Origin of the sequence: Sphingomonas citri (assembly GCF_019429485.1) — a bacterium.
Lineage (GTDB): Bacteria > Pseudomonadota > Alphaproteobacteria > Sphingomonadales > Sphingomonadaceae > Sphingomonas > Sphingomonas citri.
The window spans coordinates 170,213-189,273 of the sequence record NZ_JAHXZN010000002.1 but is presented as its reverse complement, the minus strand read 5'-3'; the positions used below and the strand labels follow the sequence as shown (position 1 = coordinate 189,273).

Genomic DNA, 19,061 nt, shown 5'->3' with positions numbered 1-19,061 from the left:
GGCATGACGCTGGTCGCTCTGGGCTCCTGCGTGCGCAGGAGCACCCTCTGGTTCACGCCAGATCGATCATAAGCTATCGCTTCGGACGGCGGAGATCATTCGGCTCCCGCGGCGGGTAAAGCGCAGCCGCCGCTTTTGCCCTGCGGCTGCCCGTCGCAAGTAAAAATGGCCCCGTCCCCGGTGCATAACTACCAGGAAACAATCTAGGTTAACGCGGTTCTTCTCCCGATAGGGAAGAAATACCATGAGACCTTCAGTAGCTGCCGCACTGTGCTTGGCCCTGCTCGGCGCGACATCGGCGTGCGTCGACCCGTCGGCGCGCATCGCGTCGTCGCTCGAAGGCTACGGGTTCGCGCCCGACCAGTCGACCTGCGTCGGCGAGCACCTCGAGAAGAACCTGTCGCTCGGCCAGCTGCAACAGCTCGGCCGCGCCGCGCGTGCCGCGCGCGAGGGCGACACCACGCCCGGCCGCCTCACCGCCGGCGACTTCATCCGCGTCGCGGGTCAGGTGAAGGACCCCAAGGTGCCGCTCGAGGTCGCCCGTGCCGTCGCGGGCTGCGGGATCGTCACCGCGCCACCCGCGCTCTGACGCGCGGTCTCACTTACAGAAGGGGATCCACTCTTATGAACGACGTCACTTACGCGGGCGGCCAGGTGGTCTCGAACAGCCGGGAGCTCGGCTCTCGTCTGCTCTACTACGTTGAGGAATGGGGGCCGCGCCTCCTCGCGGCGCTCGTCATCCTGCTGATCGGCTGGCTCGCCGCGCGCGCGATCAAATGGGCGGTGGCCAAGCTGGTCAACCGCACCCCGCTCGCGCGCCACGCCAATGCCGCGAACGTCGGCGAGCGCCACCCCGACAGCATCGGCGTCCAGGTCGGTGACGCGGCCTATTGGGTCGCGCTGCTGATCGCACTGTTCCTCGCGGTCCAGCCGCTCGGGCTCACCGGTGCGACCGGGCCGCTGGGCGACATGCTGAGCGGCTTCGGCCAGGCGGTGCCGCATATCATCGGCGCCAGCCTGATCTTCTTTCTCGGCTACGTGCTCGCCAAGGTGGCGCGCAAGGCGGTCGAGGCGGTGGTCACCGCGAGCCACGTCGAGCGCTTCTCCACCAGCCTCGGCGACAGCGCTCCGGCCGACCCGTCCATGCTGCCGCGCACGCTCGGCGCGATCGTCTTCGCGCTGATCATCATCCCGGCAGCCATAGCCGCGCTGGACACGCTCAACATCGCCGCGATCTCGCAGCCCGCCACCGCGATGCTGCGGCTGATCCTGGACGCGATCCCGCACGTCGTCGCCGCCGCGCTGATCCTCGCGGTCGCCTATGCCATCGGCAGGTTCGCGTCGCGGCTGCTGACCCAGTTCCTCGGCACCACCGGCTTCGATCGCGCGATCGCCGCCACCGGCCTGTGGTCGCAGGCGACCGCTAGCGAGCTCGGCGCGGCGCCGGCCGACCTCCGTCCGTCCGCACTGGTCGGCAAGGGCGCCTTCGTCGCGGTGCTGATCTTCGGCCTGATGGAGGCGTTCCGCCAGCTCGACTTCGCTTACGGCTCGCGCATCATGGCCGAGGTGTTGGCGCTGTTCGGGCAAGTGGTATTCGGCTCGATCATCATCTTCGCCGCGATCGTCATCGCGCGCCTCGTCGCCCGCGTGGTCGAGGGGCAGAGCGGCGCGCGCGTCGCGGCGCCGTTGGTGCGCGTCGCGATCATCGTGCTCGGTACCGCGATCGGGCTGCGCTTCATGGGTCTCGCCGACGACATCATCAACATGGCGTTCGGGCTGCTGCTCGGCGCGGTCGCGGTCGCCGCGGCGCTGGCCTTCGGGCTGGGCGGTCGCGAGGCGGCGGGACGCGTCGTGACGCGGCTGCTCGAGCGCGATCTGGCCGATCGCGACCTGACCGCAGCACCTACCGCGGAGCACAGCCCGGCACCGCGCGCCGCACCGTTCAACCCGCAGTTCAATGAAGGAGACGAGCGATGAACACTGATACCCTCGCCGGCGCCGCGACCAACCTCGGCGGCAAGATCAAGGAAGGTCTGGGCAGCGCCACCGGCGACAAGACCCTGCGTGCCGAGGGCAAGGCCGACCAGCTCGGCGGGCAGGCGCGGCAGAGCTACGGCGACGCCAAGAATGCGGTGGAGGACACGATCCGCCCCGCGATCGACTATGCGCGCCAGTTCATCCACGAGCGGCCGTTCACCGCCGCGGCGCTGGGTGGCGTGCTCGGTATCGCGCTGATCAACACGCTGCGAGGCAAGTGACCGCATGGGGCGAGCTGCCGGCCGGCACCTCGCCCCACACCTCTTCTCGCTCTCGTCCGCGTAGAACGCCACGAGGCCCCGCCCGATCGCTGCCGCGCGGTGGCTCGCGGCCGAGGTCTTCGGCACCTCCTGGCTCGTCGTCGGCGGCTGCGGTGCGGCGGTGCTCGCCGCCGCGACCGGCGTGCCCGGCTCGTTCGGGCTCGTCAGCGTCTCGCTCACCGTGCTCACCATGGCCTTCGCGGTCGGCTTCATCTCCGGCGGCTACTCCAATCCCGCGGTCGGCGTCGGCCCCGTGCGGCAGCTGTGGCTGTTCCGGGCGGCGCCGCTGCTCGGCGCGTCGGTGGCCGGGCTGCTCGGCCGCTGGCTCTTCGCCCGCGGGCGCTCGATCAGTCGCCCGGTCCGATCAGCGACATGCCGGTCGAGCGGCTCGTCGACGCCGACCGCGCGGCCTCGTCGCGCTGAACCGCTTGAACGGTGAGTCCTGCCGGCCGCTTGGCGTAACGGATTGACGAAACGCGCCATTTCGGCTCCTACGGGCCTTCGGCCGGGGAGAGGACAGAATGACGCAAGCGATCCAACGACGCTCGCTGCTCGCGGGCGCTGCCATCGGCGGCATGACGCTGTCGAGCGGCGCGGCGCATGCGCAGCGCACCGCCGCCACGACCGCACCCGAGGTCTATGAGCTGCGCACCTATCACCTGGTGCGCGGGCCCATGCGCGAGCGCCTCGACACCTATCTGCGCGACGCCTTCATCCCCGCCGCGCGCCGCGCCGGCTGCGGGCCGATCGGCGTGTTCACGGTGGCGATCGGCTATGGCACGCCGGGTCTCCAGGTGCTGGTGCCGCATCCGACGATCGCCGACTTCGCCGCGCTGCCCGACCGGCTCGCCGCGGACGGCCGCTACACCGCCGCGGCGGCACCCTTCCTCGGCACCACGCCGGACGCGCCGCCCTTCGTGTCGCTCGACGTCAAGCTGATGCGCGCCTTCCCGCACTTCCCGCGGGTCGAGCTGCCCGCCGCGACCGCTGGCAACAAGGCGCGGATCTTCGAGCTACGTACCTACTACAGCCACAACGAGCGCGCGGGCACGACCAAGATCGGCATGTTCGACACCGGTGGCGAGATCGACATCTTCCGCCGCACCGGTCTCACCCCGGTCTTCTTCGCGCAGGACCTGACCGGCGCGCATCTGCCGAGCCTGACCTACCTGCTCACTTTCCCGGACCTGGCGACGCGCGAGCGCAACTGGGCGACGTTCGGGTCGGACCCGGCCTGGCGCAAGCTGATCACCACGCCGGGGCTCACCGACCCCGAGATCACCTCGGCCGCCGACAACCAGATCCTGAGCCCGATCGCTTACTCGCAGATCTGAGACAGCGGCGGGGCGGCGGCTTCGATGATCGCTCGCCAGATGCCCCCCGGGTCAGAAGCGTCGCGTTCACGATGTCATGCGTCCGTGCTCGGCCAAACCAATCCTCTTCCTAGCAAGTATCGCTGCGAGATCGCGGCTGCGATGATCCACTGGTCGGCCGGTCGCGTGATCGGCTGGCCGACAGGGGCTTTCCAAACAGGCTGTTTGGCGAGTTCAACATCCGGCTCCCCGGGGCTCCGTGTCGCTCACATCCAGGCCAGCAGAGCCATCTCGCGATGATCCTCTGTTGGGGAGGACCGACACGCCTTCTCTCTGTTATCGATCCGCGCTGCTATCAGAGCGTCTCGCCGGTCCCCGGCAGCGCGCGATCGGGCAGCAGCAGGAAGCAACAGCAGGCGAGCAGCAGCGCGCCCGCGCCGCACCCTAGCGCAGGAGTGTAGGTGCCGGCGGCGTCGTGCAGCCGGCCGAAGCCGATGATCCCCACCGCGGTGCCCGACAGGGCCAGCGGCATCGCGGTGCCGTAGATCTCGGCATAGGCGCGAAGGCCGAACAGGCGCGCCGCGAAGAAGGGCAGCAGGTCGTTCTCGGCACCGTTCATCAGCCCGGCGAGGAAGACCAGCAGCAGCAGCGTCGCCTGTCCCTGCGGCGCGAGCGCGAGCAGCACGAACGCCACCGCCGACACCAGCGCGAACCCCGCCGCCACGGGTTGCGGGCGGAGCCGGTCGACCAACAGACCCACCAGCAGCCGCCCAGCGATCGCGCTCGCGGCGAAGGCGGTGAGCAGCAGCGCCGCCTGCGCCGCGCTCTGGCCGAACTCGATCCCGATCGGCACCAGCTGGGTCACCAGCCCGGTGGTAGCGGCGTTGATCAGCAAGGCCGAGGTGACCAGGATCCAGAAACGCTGGTCGCGCCGCGCGTCGCGCGCCGACACGCCGCTCGCCTCGCTGGGCGGCGCCCGCGGCGCGACGATCGCGCGCGGCGCGCGGCGGATCGCGAGCAGGATCAGCGGCAACGCCAGCACTGAACTTCCCGCCGCGAGCGCGATGAAGCCGTAGCGCCAGCCGTAGCGTCCGATCACCCAGCCGAGCGCGGGGGCGGCGACGATGGTGGCGAGCGCCAGCCCCGAGGTGCCGAGCGCCAGCGCGAGCCCGCGGCGCCGCTCGAACGCGGCCGCGATCAGCTTGCCGTACGCCAGGCTGCTCGTCCCCGGGATGGTGAGCACCAGCAGCACCACGCCGATCTGATAGCGCCAGATCGCGCCGCCGATCGTGGCGAGCCACAGATAGGCGATGCCGAGCAACAGCATCGAGGCGGTGATCACCGGCCGCACGCCGAAGCGGTCTGCGGTGCGCCCGATCAGGGGCGCCGCGAGGGCGCCGAGCAGCGCGAGCCCGGCGGCGGTGGCGATCTCGCCGCGCGACCAGCCGAAGCTACGCTCCAGCCCCGGCGTGAACAGGCTCGAAAGGTTCTGATAGAGGCCGGGGCCGAGACCGGCACCGAGCATCGCCGCCGACACGAGTGGCCAGCCCCGTCGCCACTCGCCCACGCCCGCCGACGGGGCACGTTCGGTGGCGGCGGGAGAAGGTGGCTCGGTCAGCGGCGTGGTTCCTGCGTGCGGCGCGCGGCGCCGGATGGTCAACGCGGCCTGCGCGTTTTTGTTGGGCGACGCAACGCCGCTGCGGCACGCGGGCTCCGCGATCCGGTCACAGCGCCAGGCGCGTCGCCGCGCCCGCCGCGGCGAACAGCTCGGGTTCGGTCCCCGTCATCCACACCTGGCCGAGCGGCGCGAGCCGCTCGAACAGAGCGGCGCGGCGCGCCGGATCGAGATGCGCGGCGATCTCGTCGAGCAGCAGCAAAGGCGTGCGACCCGTGGTGATGGCGACCAGCTCGGCGTGGGCGAGGACGATGCCGAGCAGGAGCGCCTTCTGCTCGCCGGTCGAGGCGCTCGCGGCGGGGCGGGCCTTGTCGACGTGCGTGACGAGCAGGTCGGCGCGGTGCGGTCCCGCGAGCGTGCGCCCCGCTGCGGCGTCCCGCACGCGGCCGGCGCGCAGCTCGGCGGCGAGCGTCTCGGTGTCTCCGCCCCAGCCGGCGAGCGCGAGCGCGGCGCGCGGCACCGCGCCCGCGGGCTGCGCCGCCAGCGCCTCGTCGAGCGCCGCGACGGTGCGGCGACGCGCGGCATCGAGCGCGGCGCCGTGCTGCGCCATCTGCGCCTCCAGCGCCGCGAGCCAGTCGCGGTCGGGTGCCGGCTCGGCGAGCAGGCGGTTGCGGTCGCGCATCGCCGCCTCGTAGCGCGTGCCGTGGCGCGCATGCTCGGGGGCGAGCGCCAGCGTGAGCCGATCGAGGAAGCGGCGACGCTCACCCGCGGCCTCGGTGAACAGCCGGTCCATCGCCGGGGTGAGCCACAGGACCGCGATCCGCTCGGCCAGCGCGCCGGCACCCGCGGCGGCGCCGTTGACCCGCACCACACGTCGCTCGGGCGCCGTCGCCAGCGCCCCGGTGGCAAGCTCGACGCCGTCGACCAGCGTCGCTGCGACGCCGAAGCCGCCCGGCCCGTCGGCGCGCGCGATCTCGGACAAGGGTGCGCGGCGCAACCCGCGGCCGGGCGCGAGCAGTGATACCGCTTCCAGCACGTTGGTCTTGCCCGCGCCGTTGGGGCCGGTGAGGATGACGAAGCCCGGCGCGGGGGCGAGGCTCAGCGCGGCGTGGTTGCGAACATCGGTGAGGACCAGGCGCGCGAGCATCGCCCGCGGCTGTAGGCGGTGCGGGTGGAGGCGGCAACGCGCCTCACGATACTGTGGCCGGCGGCAGGCGTGCAAGCCGGAGCCGCCAGCCTGGGTCATGACGGCGGCGTGACGACTTGCGCTACACGATGCGGCAGGCGAAGGCGCGTGGCATGTCCGACCATCCCGCCTCGACCCGCACCGGCCTGTTGCTCGGCGTCGGCGCCTTCGTGTGCTGGGGGCTGCTGCCGCTCTACCTGCACCTGCTCGACCCGGTGCCGGCGCTGCAGGTGCTGGCCTATCGCGTGATCTTCTCGCTGCTGCTGCTCGTGGCGATCGTCGTCGCGCTGGGGCGAGGCCGCGCGATCCTGGAGAGGGCGCGCGGGCGCACGCTCGCGCTGCTGACCGCGACCGCGCTGCTGATCGCGGTCAATTGGTTCGTCTACATCTGGTCGGTGCAGAACGGCCATGTGCTGGAAGCAAGTTTGGGCTATTTCATCAATCCGCTGCTCAACGTGCTGCTGGGTGTGGCGGTGCTGCGCGAGCGGATCACGCGCGTGCAGGCGGGCGCGGTCGCCATCGCCGGCGTGGGGGTGGTGTTGCTTGCGCTCGACGGCGGCGGCGCGCTGTGGATCTCGCTGGTGCTGGCTGTCACCTTCGGTCTGTACGGGCTGATCCGCAAGGTGGTGGCGATCGACGCGCTCGGCGGGCTGCTGATCGAGACCGCGCTGCTGCTGCTGCCGGCAATCGCGATCGTCGGCTGGGCGCATGCGCACGGCAGCGGCGCCTTCGGCCAGAACACGCGCATCGACGTGCTGCTGGTGCTCGCCGGCGCGGTGACCGCCGCGCCTTTGCTGATGTTCGCCGCGGCGGCGCGGCGGCTGCGCTACGCCACCGTGGGGCTGCTGCAATATATCGGCCCGACGCTGCAGTTCCTCGAGGCGGTACTGATCTTCGGCGAGCCGCTTCGCCCGGCGCAGCTGCTGAGCTTCGCGCTGATCTGGACCGCCTGCGCGCTCTATGCGGTGGCAGGCTGGCGCGCGGCGCCCGCGGCGGGGCGGGACGCATAGCCGCGTCCTCTTGCCGCGCATTCAGGGTTGTCTAGCCGAAGCCAGCTACGGGACCATCATCTCGGGCTTGAGCCGGGATCCATGATGCGGCGAGCGAACCGGGCGGAGCGTGCGCGGAACGATGGATCCGCGGGTAAGGTCGGGATGACGGCGGGGACGGGCAAGTGAGCCGGACCCGCTCCGTTCACGCCGCCACCCCACGGGCGCCGCCGAACGAGTCGATCGCGGCGCCCAACTCGCGGCGCGCGCGGCGGTAAGCGTGCGGCTCGCGGATGCCCAACCGCGCGCGCGCCGCGGCCAGCGGCTCGTCGAGCAGCACCCTCGGATCCTCCGCCACTAGCCAGGCGGCCGTACGGCCGTGGCGATAGCCTTCCCACACCGCGCGCGCGAACAGCGTGCTGCGCGTTACGGCGAGGCTCTTGGTCGCCGCCGCGACTGCGATCAGCGCCCAGCCGAGCCCGCCGACCTGGGCGAAGCTGAACGCGACCAGCGCGGCCTCGCCGAGCGGGTCGTCGGCCTGGTAGCCGGTGAGCACGTGCCAGAGATCGTGCAGGTCACGGATGCGACGACCCATCCAGCCATAGGGATGCTCGGCACCCCAGGCGTCGGCATGGTCCGCCTCGCTGACCGCGACCAGCCCGTCGGCGGTATAGCCGGTGGTGGCGAGGAAATCGCGATAGGCGGCGCCGACCGTACCCGGCGCGTGGCGCGCCACCGCCGCGGGATCGGCGAGTAGCGCCGCGAGCTCGGCGCGCTCATAGGCGATCCGGCCCCCGGCCGCCGACGCGATCAGGCGCGCGTAATTGGCGGGCGCGTTGCCGGTGTTGAGCGCGCGCATGATGCGGAAGACTTGCCGCGTGTCGTCGGGGTCGCGCATCAGCCGCCGCACCGCGTCGAGCGCGCCGCGCCAGTCGCGCCGTCCGCTGGTGCCGGGATAGGGAGGCATGCGTGTCACGGGAGAAGCTCCTTACTGACAGGAGTGTCAATAAAGGAGACGGCTAGCCTTCGTCAAGCGTCCGGGGCGGGTGGGCTTGTCCGGTCATCCGCGTCGCCGCGTCGGCCCAGCAGCGCGGTGGTGGCGATGTCCATCGTCACGTTGCCGACGGTGCGGACGATATCGGGGATCGTCTCCACCGCCACCAGCAGCCCCAGCGGCGCGATCGGCGCCCCGATCGTGCCCGCGATCGGCGCGATCGCGCTGACGTAGCTCACCGTGCCGGGCAGGCTGACCGAGCCGAGCGAGGTCAGCGTCGCCACTACCACGCCGATCGCGAGCGTCGGCGGCGACAGCGTGACGCCGAACCATGTCGCCACGTAGATCGCCACCGCCAGGTTCATCGCCGGCCCGGTCGCGCGGAAGATCGCGACCGCCAGCGGCAGCGTCACGCCGGCGACCCGCACGTCGACACCGAGGTCGCGGGCGCCCTCGATCATCGCCGGCATCGAGGCGAGCGAGCTCTGCGTGCTGATCGCCACCGCCTGCGCCGGCAGCGTCGCGCGCGCGAAAGTGCCGAGCGGGAGGTGCGCGCCCAGCCGCGCGATCGGATAGGCCAGCAGCATCACCGCGACGCCGGAGGCGCTCACGATCAGGATATAGTGGATCAGCGCGCCGAAGGCGCCGGTGCCCGCGCGCGCGCCCACCACCAGCGCCAGCGCCAGCACGCCAGCGGGCGCGATCCACAGCACCCAGTCGATCACCACCAGCATCGCGTCGCGCAGCGCGGTGAAGAGGCGCACCAGCAGGTCGCGCTGCGCGCGCTCGATCCGCGCGATCGCGAAGGCGAAGACCAGAGTGAAGATGATCAGCGACAGGAAGGCGTCGTTCGCCGCCGCGTGGATCACGTTGGTCGGCACGATGCCCGCGAAGAACTCGCCGAGCGGCGGCACCGCGGGCACGGCGCTCGCGTCCGACAGCGCGCGGCGCAGCGCCGCGGCCGAGGCGGCGGGCAGCGGCGCGAGCGCCAGCAGCAGCGGCGTCAGCAGCGCCGCGATCGTCGCCGAGGTGGCGAGCAGCGCGACGTAGAGCGCGATCGCGCGCGCCGCCAGCCGCCCGGCACGCGCCGCTTCCGCGGTCGCGGCGACGCCGGTGACCAGCAGCGAGACCACGAGCGGCACGATCGTCATCTGCAAGGCGTGGAGCCAGGCGGTGCCGAGCGGCTCGGCCACCGCCACCACGTTCGGCACCGCGCCGGGCGCGAAGCGCGCCAGCGCGATGCCGGCGGCGAGGCCGGCGATCAGGGCAAGGAGGATACGGGTGGCCTGCGACATCAGCGCGCTCTTCGCCCTTCGTTCGTCATCGTTTATGGGAGCCCACCAGCGGAGCGAACGGAAGAGGCGATGGCAAGGAAATATTTCGGCACCGACGGCATCCGCGGGCTCACCAACACCGGCGCGATGACCGCGGAGATGGCGATGAAGGTCGGCATGGCGGCCGGTCGCCACTTCCTGCGCGGTGCGCATCGACACCGCGTCGTTATCGGCAAGGACACGCGGCTGTCGGGCTATATGCTCGAGAGCGCGCTCCAGGCGGGCTTCACCAGCGTCGGCATGGACGTCACGCTGGTCGGGCCGATGCCGACGCCGGCGGTGGCGATGCTCACCAAATCGATGCGCGCCGACATGGGCGTGATGATATCGGCCAGCCACAACCCCTTCGCCGACAACGGCATCAAATTGTTCGGCCCGGACGGCTACAAGCTCTCCGACGAGGACGAGGAGGCGATCGAGGCGGCGATCGACGGCGAGGTCGCGCTGGCCGCCGCGGGCGAGATCGGCCGCGCCAAGCGGATCGACGACGCGCGCGGCCGTTACATCCACTTCGCCAAATCGACCTTCCCGAGCGACCTGCGGCTCGACGGGCTCAAGGTGGTGGTCGATTGCGCCAACGGCGCCGCCTATCAGGTCGCGCCCGAGGCGTTGTGGGAGCTCGGCGCCGACCTCGTCCAGATCGGGGTCAGCCCCAACGGGCTCAACATCAACGATCGGATCGGCTCGACCCATCCCGAGGCGTTGTCGGCGGCGGTGGTGGAGCATGGCGCGGCGATCGGCATCGCGCTCGACGGCGACGCCGACCGGCTGATCGTGGTCGACGAGCGCGGCCGCGTGATCGATGGCGACCAGCTGATGGCGACGATCGCGGCGGGCTGGGCGCGCGCCGGGCGGCTCGCCGGCGGCGGGCTGGTCGCGACGGTGATGTCCAACCTCGGGCTGGAGCGTCACCTCTCGGCGCAGGGATTGGGACTGATCCGTACCAAGGTGGGTGACCGCTACGTGCTCGAGGCGATGCGGCGCCGCGGCTACAACGTCGGCGGCGAGCAGTCGGGGCATATCATCCTGTCCGACTATGCCACCACGGGGGATGGGCTGGTCGCCGCGCTCCAGGTGCTGGCCGAATTGTGCCGCGCCGGCGCGCCCGCGAGCGAGGTGCTCCACCGGTTCGAACCGCTGCCGCAATTGCTCAAGAACGTGCGCTTCGCCGGTGGCAAGCCGCTCGAGCAGGAGGGGGTGAAGGCGGTGATCGCCGAAGCCGAGGCCGAGCTGGCAGGCACCGGCCGGCTGGTGATTCGTCCGTCCGGCACCGAGCCGGTGATCCGCGTCATGGCCGAGGGCGACGACCCGCAGCAGGTCGAGCGCGTGGTCGACCGCATCTGCGACGCGGTGCGCGCGGCGGCGTGAGGGGGCTCGCGCCGGCGTCATCTCCTTACTGGCGTCATCCTGAACTCGTTTCCAGGATCCACTTGTCCGCAAGCTCATAAGCTGAGGAATTCGCGGCACGGTGGATCCTGAGACGAGCTCAGGATGACGCCAGTCGTATGGCTGGGGGCGGCAATACCCTCTCTGCCGACCCTGATCCCGCGTGACCTCGCGCGCGCGCGGCGCTATGGCGCGCGCATGCTGGAGATGCGTCCCGATTGCGAGCGCTGCGGCGTCGATCTGCCCGCCGACGCGGGCGGCGCCTTCATCTGCTCGCTCGAATGTACCTATTGCGCCGACTGCGCCGACGAGCTCGACGAGCGCTGCCCGGGCTGCGGCGGCGAGCTGCTCGACCGCCCCGCGCGCGTCGGCGCGACGTTGAAGAAATTTCCCGCCGCGACTGAGCGGCGCCACCGCGGATGATGCCGCGCGTGCTGATCGTCGCCGGCTCGGACTCGGGCGGCGGCGCGGGGATCCAGGCCGATATCAAGACCGTCACGATGCTCGGCGGCCACGCCATGACCGCGATCACCGCGATCACCGCGCAGAACACGCTCGGCGTCCAGGCGGTCGCGGCGCTTTCGCCCGACATGGTGCGGCAGCAGATGGCGAGCGTGGTCGCGGACCTCGGCGTCGACTCGGTCAAGATCGGGATGCTCGGCGGCGCGGACATCGCCGCGGCGGTCGCCGACGAGCTGTCCGGCGGGCGCTACGGCGGCGCGATCGTGCTCGACCCGGTGATGGTGGCGAGCAGCGGCGCGGTCCTGGCCGACGCCGCCACCATCGCGGCGTTCGAACGGCTGGCGCGGCTCAGCGCGCTGGTCATCCCGAACCTGCCCGAACTGGCGGCGCTGTGCGGGCGCGACACGCTCGCGGCGGACGAGGTGGCGACGGCGGCGCGCGACTATGCCGCCGCGATCGGCACGCCGCTGCTGGTCAAGGGCGGACACGCCGAGGGCGCGATCGTGGTCGACCGGCTGATCGGCCCCGCCGGCGAGATCCTGTGCTGGGAAGCGCCGCGGATCGACACGCGCCACAGCCACGGCACCGGCTGCACGCTGGCGAGCGCGATCGCCGAGGGGCTCGCGCGCGGCCTCGCGCTGCCGCAGGCGATCGAGCGCGCGCGGATCTTCGTCCGGGTCGCGCTGCGCGAGGCGCCGGGGCTGGGCGCGGGGCACGGGCCGATGGGGCACGCGCGCGTCCGGCTCGACGTCGCCGCGGCGGCGCCGACGCTCAACCAGGTGACGCTGCCGATGACCGATCACGCCGCGACGCTCGCTTTCTACCGCGGGCTCGGGCTGATCCCTATCGTCGCCAGCGGCGAGCGCTACGCGCGGTTCGAGAGCGCCGGCGGTACGACGCTGTCGATCGAGGCGGCGCAGGAGATCGGCGGCGCGCCTCTGGTCTTCCTCGAGGTCGCCGACGTCGATGCGGCGGTAGCGCAGGCCCGCGCCGCCGGGGTCGCGATCGAAGAGGCGCGTGACCGGCCGTGGGGCTGGCGCGAGGCTCGGCTGCACGATCCCTCGGGCAACGCTGTGTGCCTCTACCAGGCGGGCGAGAACCGCCGCTTCCCGCCGTGGCGGCTCTGATGCCGGGGCTGCTCCATGAGAAGCGCTGCCTGCCGCCGGTCGCGGGCGTCGACGAGGCCGGACGCGGACCGCTCGCCGGACCGGTGGTCGCTGCCGCGGTGGTACTGCCCGCCAAAGGCGTGCCGCGCGGGATCGACGATTCGAAGAAGCTGCCCGCGGGCGAGCGCGCGCGGCTCTACGCGCGGCTGCGCGACTGCGCGATCGTTGGCGTCGGCATCGTCGAACCCGCCGAGATCGACACGCTCAACATCTACTGGGCGACGATGAAGGCGATGACGCTCGCGGTCGACGAGCTGGCGCGCGCGCTGGGCGACGTGCCCGGGCACGTGCTGGTCGACGGCAACCGGCTGCCGCGTTGGGGCTATGCCGCCACCGCGATCGTCGGCGGCGACGCGCAGAGCCGCTCGATCGCCGCCGCCTCGATCGTCGCCAAGCATACGCGCGACCAGATCATGATCGCCGCGGCCGAATCACACCCGCAGTACGGCTGGCACTCGAACAAGGGGTATGGCTGCCCCGCGCACCTGCGCGCACTGCGCGAGCACGGACCGTCGCCGCTACATCGCCGCAGCTTCGCCCCCGTCGCGCAGTCGGTTCTGCCGTTCTGAGTCTTTTTCGTCACACCACAACATATCGAGTCAACGCCGCCGCGGGTGACTCAACATATGGAAACGGACTCATGTTGTTCCGCTAGCGACTCGGCTTTGGTCCGCGAGTCGCGTGGTAAAAGCCGGCTTGACGGAGCGGCGTTTCGGCGGCCTCTTGCGCGGGCAAAGGGGAGCTGATCGATGGGGGTGATGGACAAGGTCGCGCGGTCGCAGCGCGCGGCGGAGCTGGCAGAATCGCCGCTCCCGCTCGACCAGATCGTGATGGGCGACTGTATCGCGGCGATGCGCGCGCTGCCGGCCAAGTCGGTCGACATGGTCTTCGCGGACCCGCCCTATAACCTCCAGCTCGGCGGCGAGCTGTTCCGCCCCGACGGCAGCCACGTCGACGCGGTGACCGACGACTGGGACAAGTTCGACACCTTCGCCGCCTATGACGCCTTCACGCGCGCCTGGCTGGCGGAGGCGCACCGGATCCTCAAGGACGACGGCACGATCTGGGTAATCGGCAGCTACCACAACATCTTCCGGGTCGGCGCCGCGGTGCAGGACCTGGGCTACTGGATCCTCAACGACATCGTGTGGCGCAAGGCCAACCCGATGCCGAATTTTCGCGGCACGCGCTTCACCAACGCGCACGAGACGCTGATCTGGGCGTCGAAGGGTGAGAAGGCCAAATACACCTTCAACTATCGCAGCATGAAGACCCTGAACGACGAGCTGCAGATGCGCTCCGACTGGGAGTTCCCGATCTGCGGCGGGCAGGAGCGGCTCAAGAAGGGCGGGGTGAAGGTGCACCCGACGCAGAAGCCCGAGGCGCTGATCTATCGCATCCTGCTCGCCTGCACCAAGCCGGGCGACGTCGTGCTCGACCCCTTCTTCGGCACCGGGACCACCGGCGCGGTGGCCAAGCGGCTGGGGCGTCGCTGGATCGGGATCGAGCGCGAGCTGGCCTATATCGACGCCGCGGCGGAGCGGATCGCCGCCGCGCTGCCGCTCGACGAATCGGCGCTGGCGACGATGCAGAGTCCGCGCGGCGCACCCAAGGTGGCGTTCGGCGTGCTGGTCGAGAACAATTACCTCACGCCCGGCACCGTGCTGGTCGACGCCAAGCGGCGGCACAGCGCGACGGTGCGCGCGGACGGCTCGCTGGCGAGCGCGTGTGGCGCGAGCGGCTCGATCCATAAGGTGGGCGCGACCGTGCAGCAGGCGCCTGCGTGCAACGGCTGGACCTTCTGGCACCGCGAGGTGGACGGCGTGCTCGAGCCGATCGACCGCGTGCGCCAGACGTACCTGCTGGCGACGCAGCCGTAAGTTTTTGGATAGAGGGTTGGCGATCCTCCCCTGCAAAGGAAGGTGGTAGGCCGAAGCCTGACGGAGGGGTGACGCCGGTGGTGAGGTGCGGGACGTTCGCCAGCGGCGACACCCCATTGTCGCGCTGTTCGCGCCACCTCTCCTTACAGGGGAGGGTCATCTTGACTGCCGCCGCTTGGGCGTCGTCGTTAACCGCGCTAGCAGGCGCCACCCGCCCAGCAGAAGGTCCGACCGATGCGCCTCCGCCCCGTCCACTTCGTCGACGCGCCGTTCGCCTATCCTGACGGCGCCGTCGTGCGGCTCGCCGGCGGGCTGCAGTGGTTCGCCGCCTATGAGATCAGCGGCGAGGGGCCGCTCCGGGTCGTCCCTGTCGCCGACGTGGCGGGGCTCGGCGATCGCGCCGCGCTGCTCCACGCGCGCTTCACGTCGCCGCGCGCGCCGCTGGCGCTGGGGGAGCGCGTGCTGCGGCTCGATCAGCCGCAGGTCGCCGCGATCCTCAACGTCACCCCCGACAGCTTCTCCGACGGTGGCGCGCACCGGGACGACCCGGCCGCCGCGGCCGCGGCGGGCATGGCGATGGCGGGGGCGGGCGCCGCGCTGATCGACGTCGGCGGCGAGTCGACCCGGCCCGGCGCCGCGCTCGTCTGGGAGGAGGACGAGGCGCGCCGCGTCGCGCCGGTAGTGGAGCGGCTCGCCCGCGCCGGCGCGCTGGTGTCGGTCGACACGCGCAAGGCGCCGGTGATGGAGGCGGCACTCGCCGCCGGCGCGGGTATCGTCAACGACGTGTCGGCATTGCTGTGGGACGAGCGCGCGCTCGACGTGGTGGTGCGCAGCGGCGCGCCCGTGATCCTAATGCACTCGCCCGATCCGAAGGCGGGCGGGCACGGCCGCGTGACGTACGACGACGTGGTCGGTGAGGTGTTCGACTGGCTCGAGGCGCGGGTGGAGGCGGTGGTCGCCGCCGGGGTCGATCGTGCCCGCGTGATCGTCGACCCCGGCATCGGCTTCGGCAAGTCGCTCGCGGACAATCTCGCGCTGTTGAACGGCCTGGCGATGTTCCACGGCCTCGGCTGCGCGGTGATGCTGGCTGCGAGCCGCAAGCGGCTGATCGGAGCGCTCAGCAACGAGGCGCCGGTGGAACAGCGGCTCGGCGGTTCGGTCGCGCTCGCGCTCAAGGGCGCCGAGGCGGGCGTGCAGCTGCTGCGTGTCCACGACGTGGTCGAGACAGTGCAGGCGCTGCGCGTCTGGCGCGGACTGCGCGATCGCGCCTTGGTGGGGTGAGGCGTGTGCTCCTGTGGATGGAGGCTCCCAGAGGCGTCACGCGCCGGAGCACGACGCGGCCCGACCGGGTCTCGCGCGCAGCGAGCGGTTTCCGCCTCGCTCGGATCTGTAACATTTGGTTTCGTACGTGCAACGGCCCCGCCTAACGCGCGTTAGCGCGGCATGATCGTTACCGCCGTTCCCCGCCTCACTCAGATCGTGCGCGAAGTCTGGAAGCCGCTGACCCTGCTGTTCATCTGGGACGTGATCGTGACGGTCACCTATTACGTCCTGCCGTTCAAGGCGCCCGAGCTGCCGCTGACGCTGTTCGGCTCGGCGCTGGCGCTGTTCCTGGGTTTTCGCAGCAACTCGGCCTACCAGCGCTGGTGGGAGGGGCGCTCGCTGTGGGGACTGATGATCAACGCCAGCCGCAATCTCGCGCGCGCCGCCCGCAACTTCCTCCCCGACCCGGACGGGCGCGACATGAAGCGCACGATCGTGCTGCGCCAGATCGCTTATGTGAACGCGCTGCGCTGTCAGCTGCGCAAGCAGAAGGCCGACGACGAGGTGCTACGCTTCCTTTCCAAGGGGGAGGCGGATTTCGCGCTGTCGCGCACCAACATCGCCAATGGCATCGTCGACGGCACCGGCCGGCGGATCGACCTGGCGCGCGCGAACGGCTGGATCGATACGATCCAGCAGGCCTCCATCGAGCGCGTGCTGATCGATATCGCCAACGCGCAGGGTGGCATGGAGCGGCTCAAGAACACGCCGCTACCAAATCAATATCGCTTTTTCCCGATGGTGTTCACCCATCTGTTCTGCATCCTGCTGCCGATCGGCCTGGTCGAGACGCTGGGCTTCGCCACACCGCTGGGCTCGACCGTGGCGGGGCTGATGTTCCTGGCGGTGCTGGCGATCGGCGACGACTTGGTCGACCCGTTCGCCAATACCGTCCACGACCTACCGCTGTCCGCGATGTGCCGCACGATCGAGATCGACCTGCTTCAGTCGATCGGCGAGGAAGCGCCCGAGCCGATGACTCCTGAGAACGGCGTGCTGTGGTGAGCACGCCGACACGCCAGCGTCAGCGAACGTCCTCGACCTGCGGCAGGTAGGCGCCATAACCTTCCGCCTCCATGTCGTCGCGATGGACGAAGCGGAGCGACGCCGAGTTGATGCAGTAGCGTAACCCGCCGCGATCGCGCGGACCGTCATCGAACACGTGGCCAAGGTGGCTGTCGCCATGCGCCGAGCGCACCTCGGTGCGGGTCATGAAATGCGAGCGATCGACCAGCTCGGCGACATTGGCGGGCTCCACCGGCTTCGTAAAGCTGGGCCAACCGCAGCCCGACTCATACTTATCCGCGCTGGCGAACAGCGGCTCGCCCGAGACCACGTCGACGTAGATGCCCGGCTCCTTGTTGTAGAGCAGCTCGCCGGTGCCTGGCCGCTCGGTGCCGTTCTGCTGGGTGACGCGATACTGCTCCGGCGTGAGCCGCGCGATCGCCTCGTCGGTCTTGCGATAGTCCGTCATGCAACCTCCGTTCCCGGCTTAGATAAGGAGGGCGAGCGCCGGTTGCGAGGTGGCGGGGTGAGCAGCTGATCGAGCATGACCGGCGCGAAATCGTGCACGTCGACGCCGACGTCATGCTGCCGCTTCATCGGCGCGAGCCGGCCATGGCTGTGGCCGTGCAGGTTGATCGCGCCGCGGTGCTGCCCGTTCCAGCTGCGGAAGGGATAATGGCCGAGTACCAGCCTGCGTCCGTCGAGCTCGAGCTCGGCATAGTCGCCGACGCTCGCCCAGCCCGGTGCGGCGAGCGTCGCGGCAGGATCGTTGTTGCCGCGCAGCAGGTGCTTGGTCCCGTTCAGCCGGGCCAGCAGCGGCGCCACCGCGTCGGCGCGACGCGCGACATCGCCGAGGTGCCAGACCGTGTCCGCGGGCGCGACCGTGGCGTTCCAGCGCTCGACCAGCAGCGCGTCCATCGCCGCCACGTCGCGGAACGGACGCCGCCAGATGTTGATCGTGCGGTGGTCGCCGAAATGCGTATCGGCGGTGAACCAGACCGTCATGTCCAGTAGAGCAGCCGTGCCATGGGCAGCGCCGTCGCCAGCTTCGCCTCGAAGAAGGCGCGCAGGGCGCGCATCGTCGCGGCGTCATAGACCTGCTTCTCGCCACCGAACTTGGTCCGCTTGGTGGCACGATCCTGACCGCTCATGTCGAGCGACGAGCCCGGATACCAGCTCTCCAGCACCGCGCGCGACGTGGCGGTGTAGCGGTGCGTGATCAGCTCCACGGTGAGGTCGAGCCCTGGCGCGCCCGCCAGCGCGGCGGCGGCATCGTCGATCAGCGTGCCATAGGCACTCTCCCAGCCCGGCGCGGCGATGATCGGCGCTATGGTGAGCCCGACGGGATAGCCCGCGTCCGCCATCTGCCGCAGCGCCCTCAGCCGCGCCGCGACGGGCGCGGTGCCGCCCTCGAAGCGTGCGAAGGCGGGCGGGTTGATCGAGGCGCGCATCCGCGTGCGGCCGCCGTGGTCGAGCGCGAGCAGCGGCGCGACATCGGCGAATTTGGTGGTGAAACGCAGCTGCGCCTCGGCCTGCCAGCGGCCGAACCAGGCGATCGCGGCGGAGAGCGAGCCGGTCAGGGGCTCCAGCGCGAGCGGGTCGGTGTAGCAGGACGCCTCGAAGGTGGTGCCCTCGCCGGCGCGGGCGCGCTGGCGCGAGGTGACCGTGCCGCGCCCGAGATGATCGGGCAGCACCGCCAGTATCTCCTCGAGATTGGCGTAGACCCGCGTGATCGGCGGCCCCTGCAGCGAGCCGGCGAGATAGCAATAGCTGCAATGCGCCGGACAGCCCTCGGCGAGGTCGACGCGCCAGTCGGCGCTGGGCGCGATCGGCTGGAGCCGCCGCTTGGAGGGCGGCGCGACGGTCACCGCCAGCGTCGCCTTCGCCGCGGCATAGGCGCGGCGCGGGTCGTCCGGCAGGTCGAGCGCGAGCCGGTCACCGGGCAACTCGATCACGTCGACGCCCGCGGCACCCGCGCGCGCGGCGATCGCTCGGCCGTGGGCGAAGCCGCGCGCGGCGCGCGTGATCAGCAGCCGGCGCGGACGCCAGACGACGGGGCGGGGAAGGTCGGTCGCGAGCGCCACCCCAGGCGAACGAGCCGCAGCGGCCAG

Annotated in this window: 20 protein-coding genes; 13 read left to right on the top strand and 7 right to left on the bottom strand. The window is 71.2% G+C overall.

Annotated elements, in window-relative coordinates; genetic code table 11:
- Positions 1–244: 244 nt before the first annotated feature.
- The 5 genes from KZ820_RS09020 to KZ820_RS09000 all read left to right on the top strand — a co-directional run bounded on the left by KZ820_RS09020 (position 245) and on the right by KZ820_RS09000 (position 3,631).
- Positions 245–589 (top strand): hypothetical protein, encoded by a 345-nt coding sequence (locus KZ820_RS09020; protein WP_219748317.1) that lies wholly within the window; start codon positions 245–247, stop codon positions 587–589.
- 35 nt (positions 590–624) lie between these two features.
- On the top strand, positions 625–1,977 hold the full coding sequence (locus KZ820_RS09015; RefSeq protein ID WP_219748316.1) for a mechanosensitive ion channel: 1,353 nt from the start codon (positions 625–627) through the stop codon (positions 1,975–1,977).
- Positions 1,974–2,258, top strand: coding sequence for a CsbD family protein (locus KZ820_RS09010; protein WP_219748315.1), 285 nt, complete (start codon positions 1,974–1,976; stop codon positions 2,256–2,258). Before KZ820_RS09015 ends, KZ820_RS09010 begins: the two co-directional genes overlap by 4 nt.
- 160 nt (positions 2,259–2,418) lie before the next feature.
- The gene (locus KZ820_RS09005) at positions 2,419–2,736 is read left to right on the top strand and encodes an MIP/aquaporin family protein (protein WP_219748314.1); all 318 of its coding nucleotides are present in this window, start codon (positions 2,419–2,421) and stop codon (positions 2,734–2,736) included.
- Between the two features lie 82 nt (positions 2,737–2,818).
- Positions 2,819–3,631 (top strand): NIPSNAP family protein, encoded by an 813-nt coding sequence (locus KZ820_RS09000; RefSeq protein ID WP_219748313.1) that lies wholly within the window; start codon positions 2,819–2,821, stop codon positions 3,629–3,631.
- A gap of 334 nt (positions 3,632–3,965) precedes the next feature.
- Here the strand turns inward: KZ820_RS09000 and KZ820_RS08995 are convergent, their stop codons facing one another.
- Entirely contained in the window at positions 3,966–5,270 is a 1,305-nt protein-coding gene (locus KZ820_RS08995) for an MFS transporter (RefSeq protein ID WP_219748312.1), read from the bottom strand.
- 64 nt (positions 5,271–5,334) lie between these two features.
- Positions 5,335–6,372 carry a DNA replication/repair protein RecF gene (gene recF, locus KZ820_RS08990; protein ID WP_219748311.1) on the bottom strand — a complete coding sequence of 346 codons (1,038 nt, stop codon included), beginning with the start codon at positions 6,370–6,372 and terminating at the stop codon, positions 5,335–5,337.
- A gap of 152 nt (positions 6,373–6,524) precedes the next feature.
- Here recF and rarD point away from each other — a divergent pair, with 152 nt between their 5' ends.
- Positions 6,525–7,421: an EamA family transporter RarD gene (gene rarD, locus KZ820_RS08985; RefSeq protein ID WP_219748310.1), complete on the top strand. Its 897-nt coding sequence runs from the start codon at positions 6,525–6,527 to the stop codon at positions 7,419–7,421.
- A gap of 184 nt (positions 7,422–7,605) precedes the next feature.
- On the opposite strand, the gene KZ820_RS08980 is transcribed toward rarD, so the two are convergent.
- Both KZ820_RS08980 and KZ820_RS08975 read right to left on the bottom strand, forming a co-directional pair.
- Positions 7,606–8,367, bottom strand: coding sequence for a Coq4 family protein (locus KZ820_RS08980; protein ID WP_258048042.1), 762 nt, complete (start codon positions 8,365–8,367; stop codon positions 7,606–7,608).
- 62 nt (positions 8,368–8,429) lie between these two features.
- Positions 8,430–9,689, bottom strand: coding sequence for a dicarboxylate/amino acid:cation symporter (locus KZ820_RS08975; RefSeq protein ID WP_219748308.1), 1,260 nt, complete (start codon positions 9,687–9,689; stop codon positions 8,430–8,432).
- A 69-nt stretch (positions 9,690–9,758) separates the two neighbouring features.
- Here KZ820_RS08975 and glmM point away from each other — a divergent pair, with 69 nt between their 5' ends.
- The 7 genes from glmM (at position 9,759) to KZ820_RS08940 (ending at position 16,950) form a co-directional block, all read left to right on the top strand.
- On the top strand, positions 9,759–11,096 hold the full coding sequence (gene glmM / locus KZ820_RS08970; protein WP_219748307.1) for a phosphoglucosamine mutase: 1,338 nt from the start codon (positions 9,759–9,761) through the stop codon (positions 11,094–11,096).
- 216 nt (positions 11,097–11,312) lie between these two features.
- Positions 11,313–11,537 (top strand): DUF1272 domain-containing protein, encoded by a 225-nt coding sequence (locus KZ820_RS08965; RefSeq protein ID WP_219748553.1) that lies wholly within the window; start codon positions 11,313–11,315, stop codon positions 11,535–11,537.
- Positions 11,534–12,703, top strand: coding sequence for a bifunctional hydroxymethylpyrimidine kinase/phosphomethylpyrimidine kinase (gene thiD / locus KZ820_RS08960; protein WP_219748306.1), 1,170 nt, complete (start codon positions 11,534–11,536; stop codon positions 12,701–12,703). The genes KZ820_RS08965 and thiD overlap by 4 nt, the downstream gene beginning before the upstream one ends.
- Positions 12,703–13,311: a ribonuclease HII gene (gene rnhB / locus KZ820_RS08955; protein ID WP_219748305.1), complete on the top strand. Its 609-nt coding sequence runs from the start codon at positions 12,703–12,705 to the stop codon at positions 13,309–13,311. The genes thiD and rnhB overlap by 1 nt, the downstream gene beginning before the upstream one ends.
- 180 nt (positions 13,312–13,491) lie before the next feature.
- Positions 13,492–14,622 (top strand): site-specific DNA-methyltransferase, encoded by a 1,131-nt coding sequence (locus KZ820_RS08950; RefSeq protein ID WP_219748304.1) that lies wholly within the window; start codon positions 13,492–13,494, stop codon positions 14,620–14,622.
- A 234-nt stretch (positions 14,623–14,856) separates the two neighbouring features.
- A complete protein-coding gene (gene folP / locus KZ820_RS08945; RefSeq protein WP_219748303.1) occupies positions 14,857–15,903 on the top strand; it encodes a dihydropteroate synthase in 1,047 nt (348 codons plus the stop codon).
- 162 nt (positions 15,904–16,065) lie between these two features.
- Positions 16,066–16,950, top strand: coding sequence for a bestrophin family protein (locus tag KZ820_RS08940; protein WP_219748302.1), 885 nt, complete (start codon positions 16,066–16,068; stop codon positions 16,948–16,950).
- Between the two features lie 19 nt (positions 16,951–16,969).
- Here the strand turns inward: KZ820_RS08940 and msrB are convergent, their stop codons facing one another.
- The 3 genes from msrB to KZ820_RS08925 are packed head-to-tail and all read right to left on the bottom strand — an operon-like array spanning position 16,970 to position 19,034.
- Positions 16,970–17,419, bottom strand: a complete 450-nt coding sequence (gene msrB, locus KZ820_RS08935; RefSeq protein WP_219748301.1) for a peptide-methionine (R)-S-oxide reductase MsrB — start codon at positions 17,417–17,419, stop codon at positions 16,970–16,972.
- The gene (locus KZ820_RS08930) at positions 17,416–17,955 is read right to left on the bottom strand and encodes a metallophosphoesterase family protein (RefSeq protein WP_219748300.1); all 540 of its coding nucleotides are present in this window, start codon (positions 17,953–17,955) and stop codon (positions 17,416–17,418) included. The genes msrB and KZ820_RS08930 overlap by 4 nt, the downstream gene beginning before the upstream one ends.
- Positions 17,952–19,034, bottom strand: coding sequence for an SPL family radical SAM protein (locus KZ820_RS08925; protein WP_219748299.1), 1,083 nt, complete (start codon positions 19,032–19,034; stop codon positions 17,952–17,954). Before KZ820_RS08925 ends, KZ820_RS08930 begins: the two co-directional genes overlap by 4 nt.
- Positions 19,035–19,061 lie beyond the last annotated feature (27 nt).

Excerpts from the sequence above, each read along its gene's own strand:
- folP (WP_219748303.1), top strand. The coding sequence starts at position 14,857 with ATGCGCCTCCGCCCCGTCCACTTCGTCGACGCGCCGTTCGCCTATCCT.
- thiD (WP_219748306.1), top strand. The coding sequence starts at position 11,534 with ATGATGCCGCGCGTGCTGATCGTCGCCGGCTCGGACTCGGGCGGCGGC.
- KZ820_RS08950 (WP_219748304.1), top strand. The coding sequence starts at position 13,492 with ATGGGGGTGATGGACAAGGTCGCGCGGTCGCAGCGCGCGGCGGAGCTG.
- rnhB (WP_219748305.1), top strand. The coding sequence starts at position 12,703 with ATGCCGGGGCTGCTCCATGAGAAGCGCTGCCTGCCGCCGGTCGCGGGC.
- KZ820_RS08980 (WP_258048042.1), bottom strand. The coding sequence starts at position 8,367 with ATGCCTCCCTATCCCGGCACCAGCGGACGGCGCGACTGGCGCGGCGCG.
- msrB (WP_219748301.1), bottom strand. The coding sequence starts at position 17,419 with ATGACGGACTATCGCAAGACCGACGAGGCGATCGCGCGGCTCACGCCG.
- KZ820_RS08930 (WP_219748300.1), bottom strand. The coding sequence starts at position 17,955 with ATGACGGTCTGGTTCACCGCCGATACGCATTTCGGCGACCACCGCACG.
- KZ820_RS08975 (WP_219748308.1), bottom strand. The coding sequence starts at position 9,689 with ATGTCGCAGGCCACCCGTATCCTCCTTGCCCTGATCGCCGGCCTCGCC.
- KZ820_RS09000 (WP_219748313.1), top strand. The coding sequence starts at position 2,819 with ATGACGCAAGCGATCCAACGACGCTCGCTGCTCGCGGGCGCTGCCATC.
- KZ820_RS09010 (WP_219748315.1), top strand. The coding sequence starts at position 1,974 with ATGAACACTGATACCCTCGCCGGCGCCGCGACCAACCTCGGCGGCAAG.
- KZ820_RS08940 (WP_219748302.1), top strand. The coding sequence starts at position 16,066 with ATGATCGTTACCGCCGTTCCCCGCCTCACTCAGATCGTGCGCGAAGTC.
- KZ820_RS09015 (WP_219748316.1), top strand. The coding sequence starts at position 625 with ATGAACGACGTCACTTACGCGGGCGGCCAGGTGGTCTCGAACAGCCGG.
- glmM (WP_219748307.1), top strand. The coding sequence starts at position 9,759 with ATGGCAAGGAAATATTTCGGCACCGACGGCATCCGCGGGCTCACCAAC.
- KZ820_RS09020 (WP_219748317.1), top strand. The coding sequence starts at position 245 with ATGAGACCTTCAGTAGCTGCCGCACTGTGCTTGGCCCTGCTCGGCGCG.
- KZ820_RS08965 (WP_219748553.1), top strand. The coding sequence starts at position 11,313 with ATGCTGGAGATGCGTCCCGATTGCGAGCGCTGCGGCGTCGATCTGCCC.
- rarD (WP_219748310.1), top strand. The coding sequence starts at position 6,525 with ATGTCCGACCATCCCGCCTCGACCCGCACCGGCCTGTTGCTCGGCGTC.
- recF (WP_219748311.1), bottom strand. The coding sequence starts at position 6,372 with ATGCTCGCGCGCCTGGTCCTCACCGATGTTCGCAACCACGCCGCGCTG.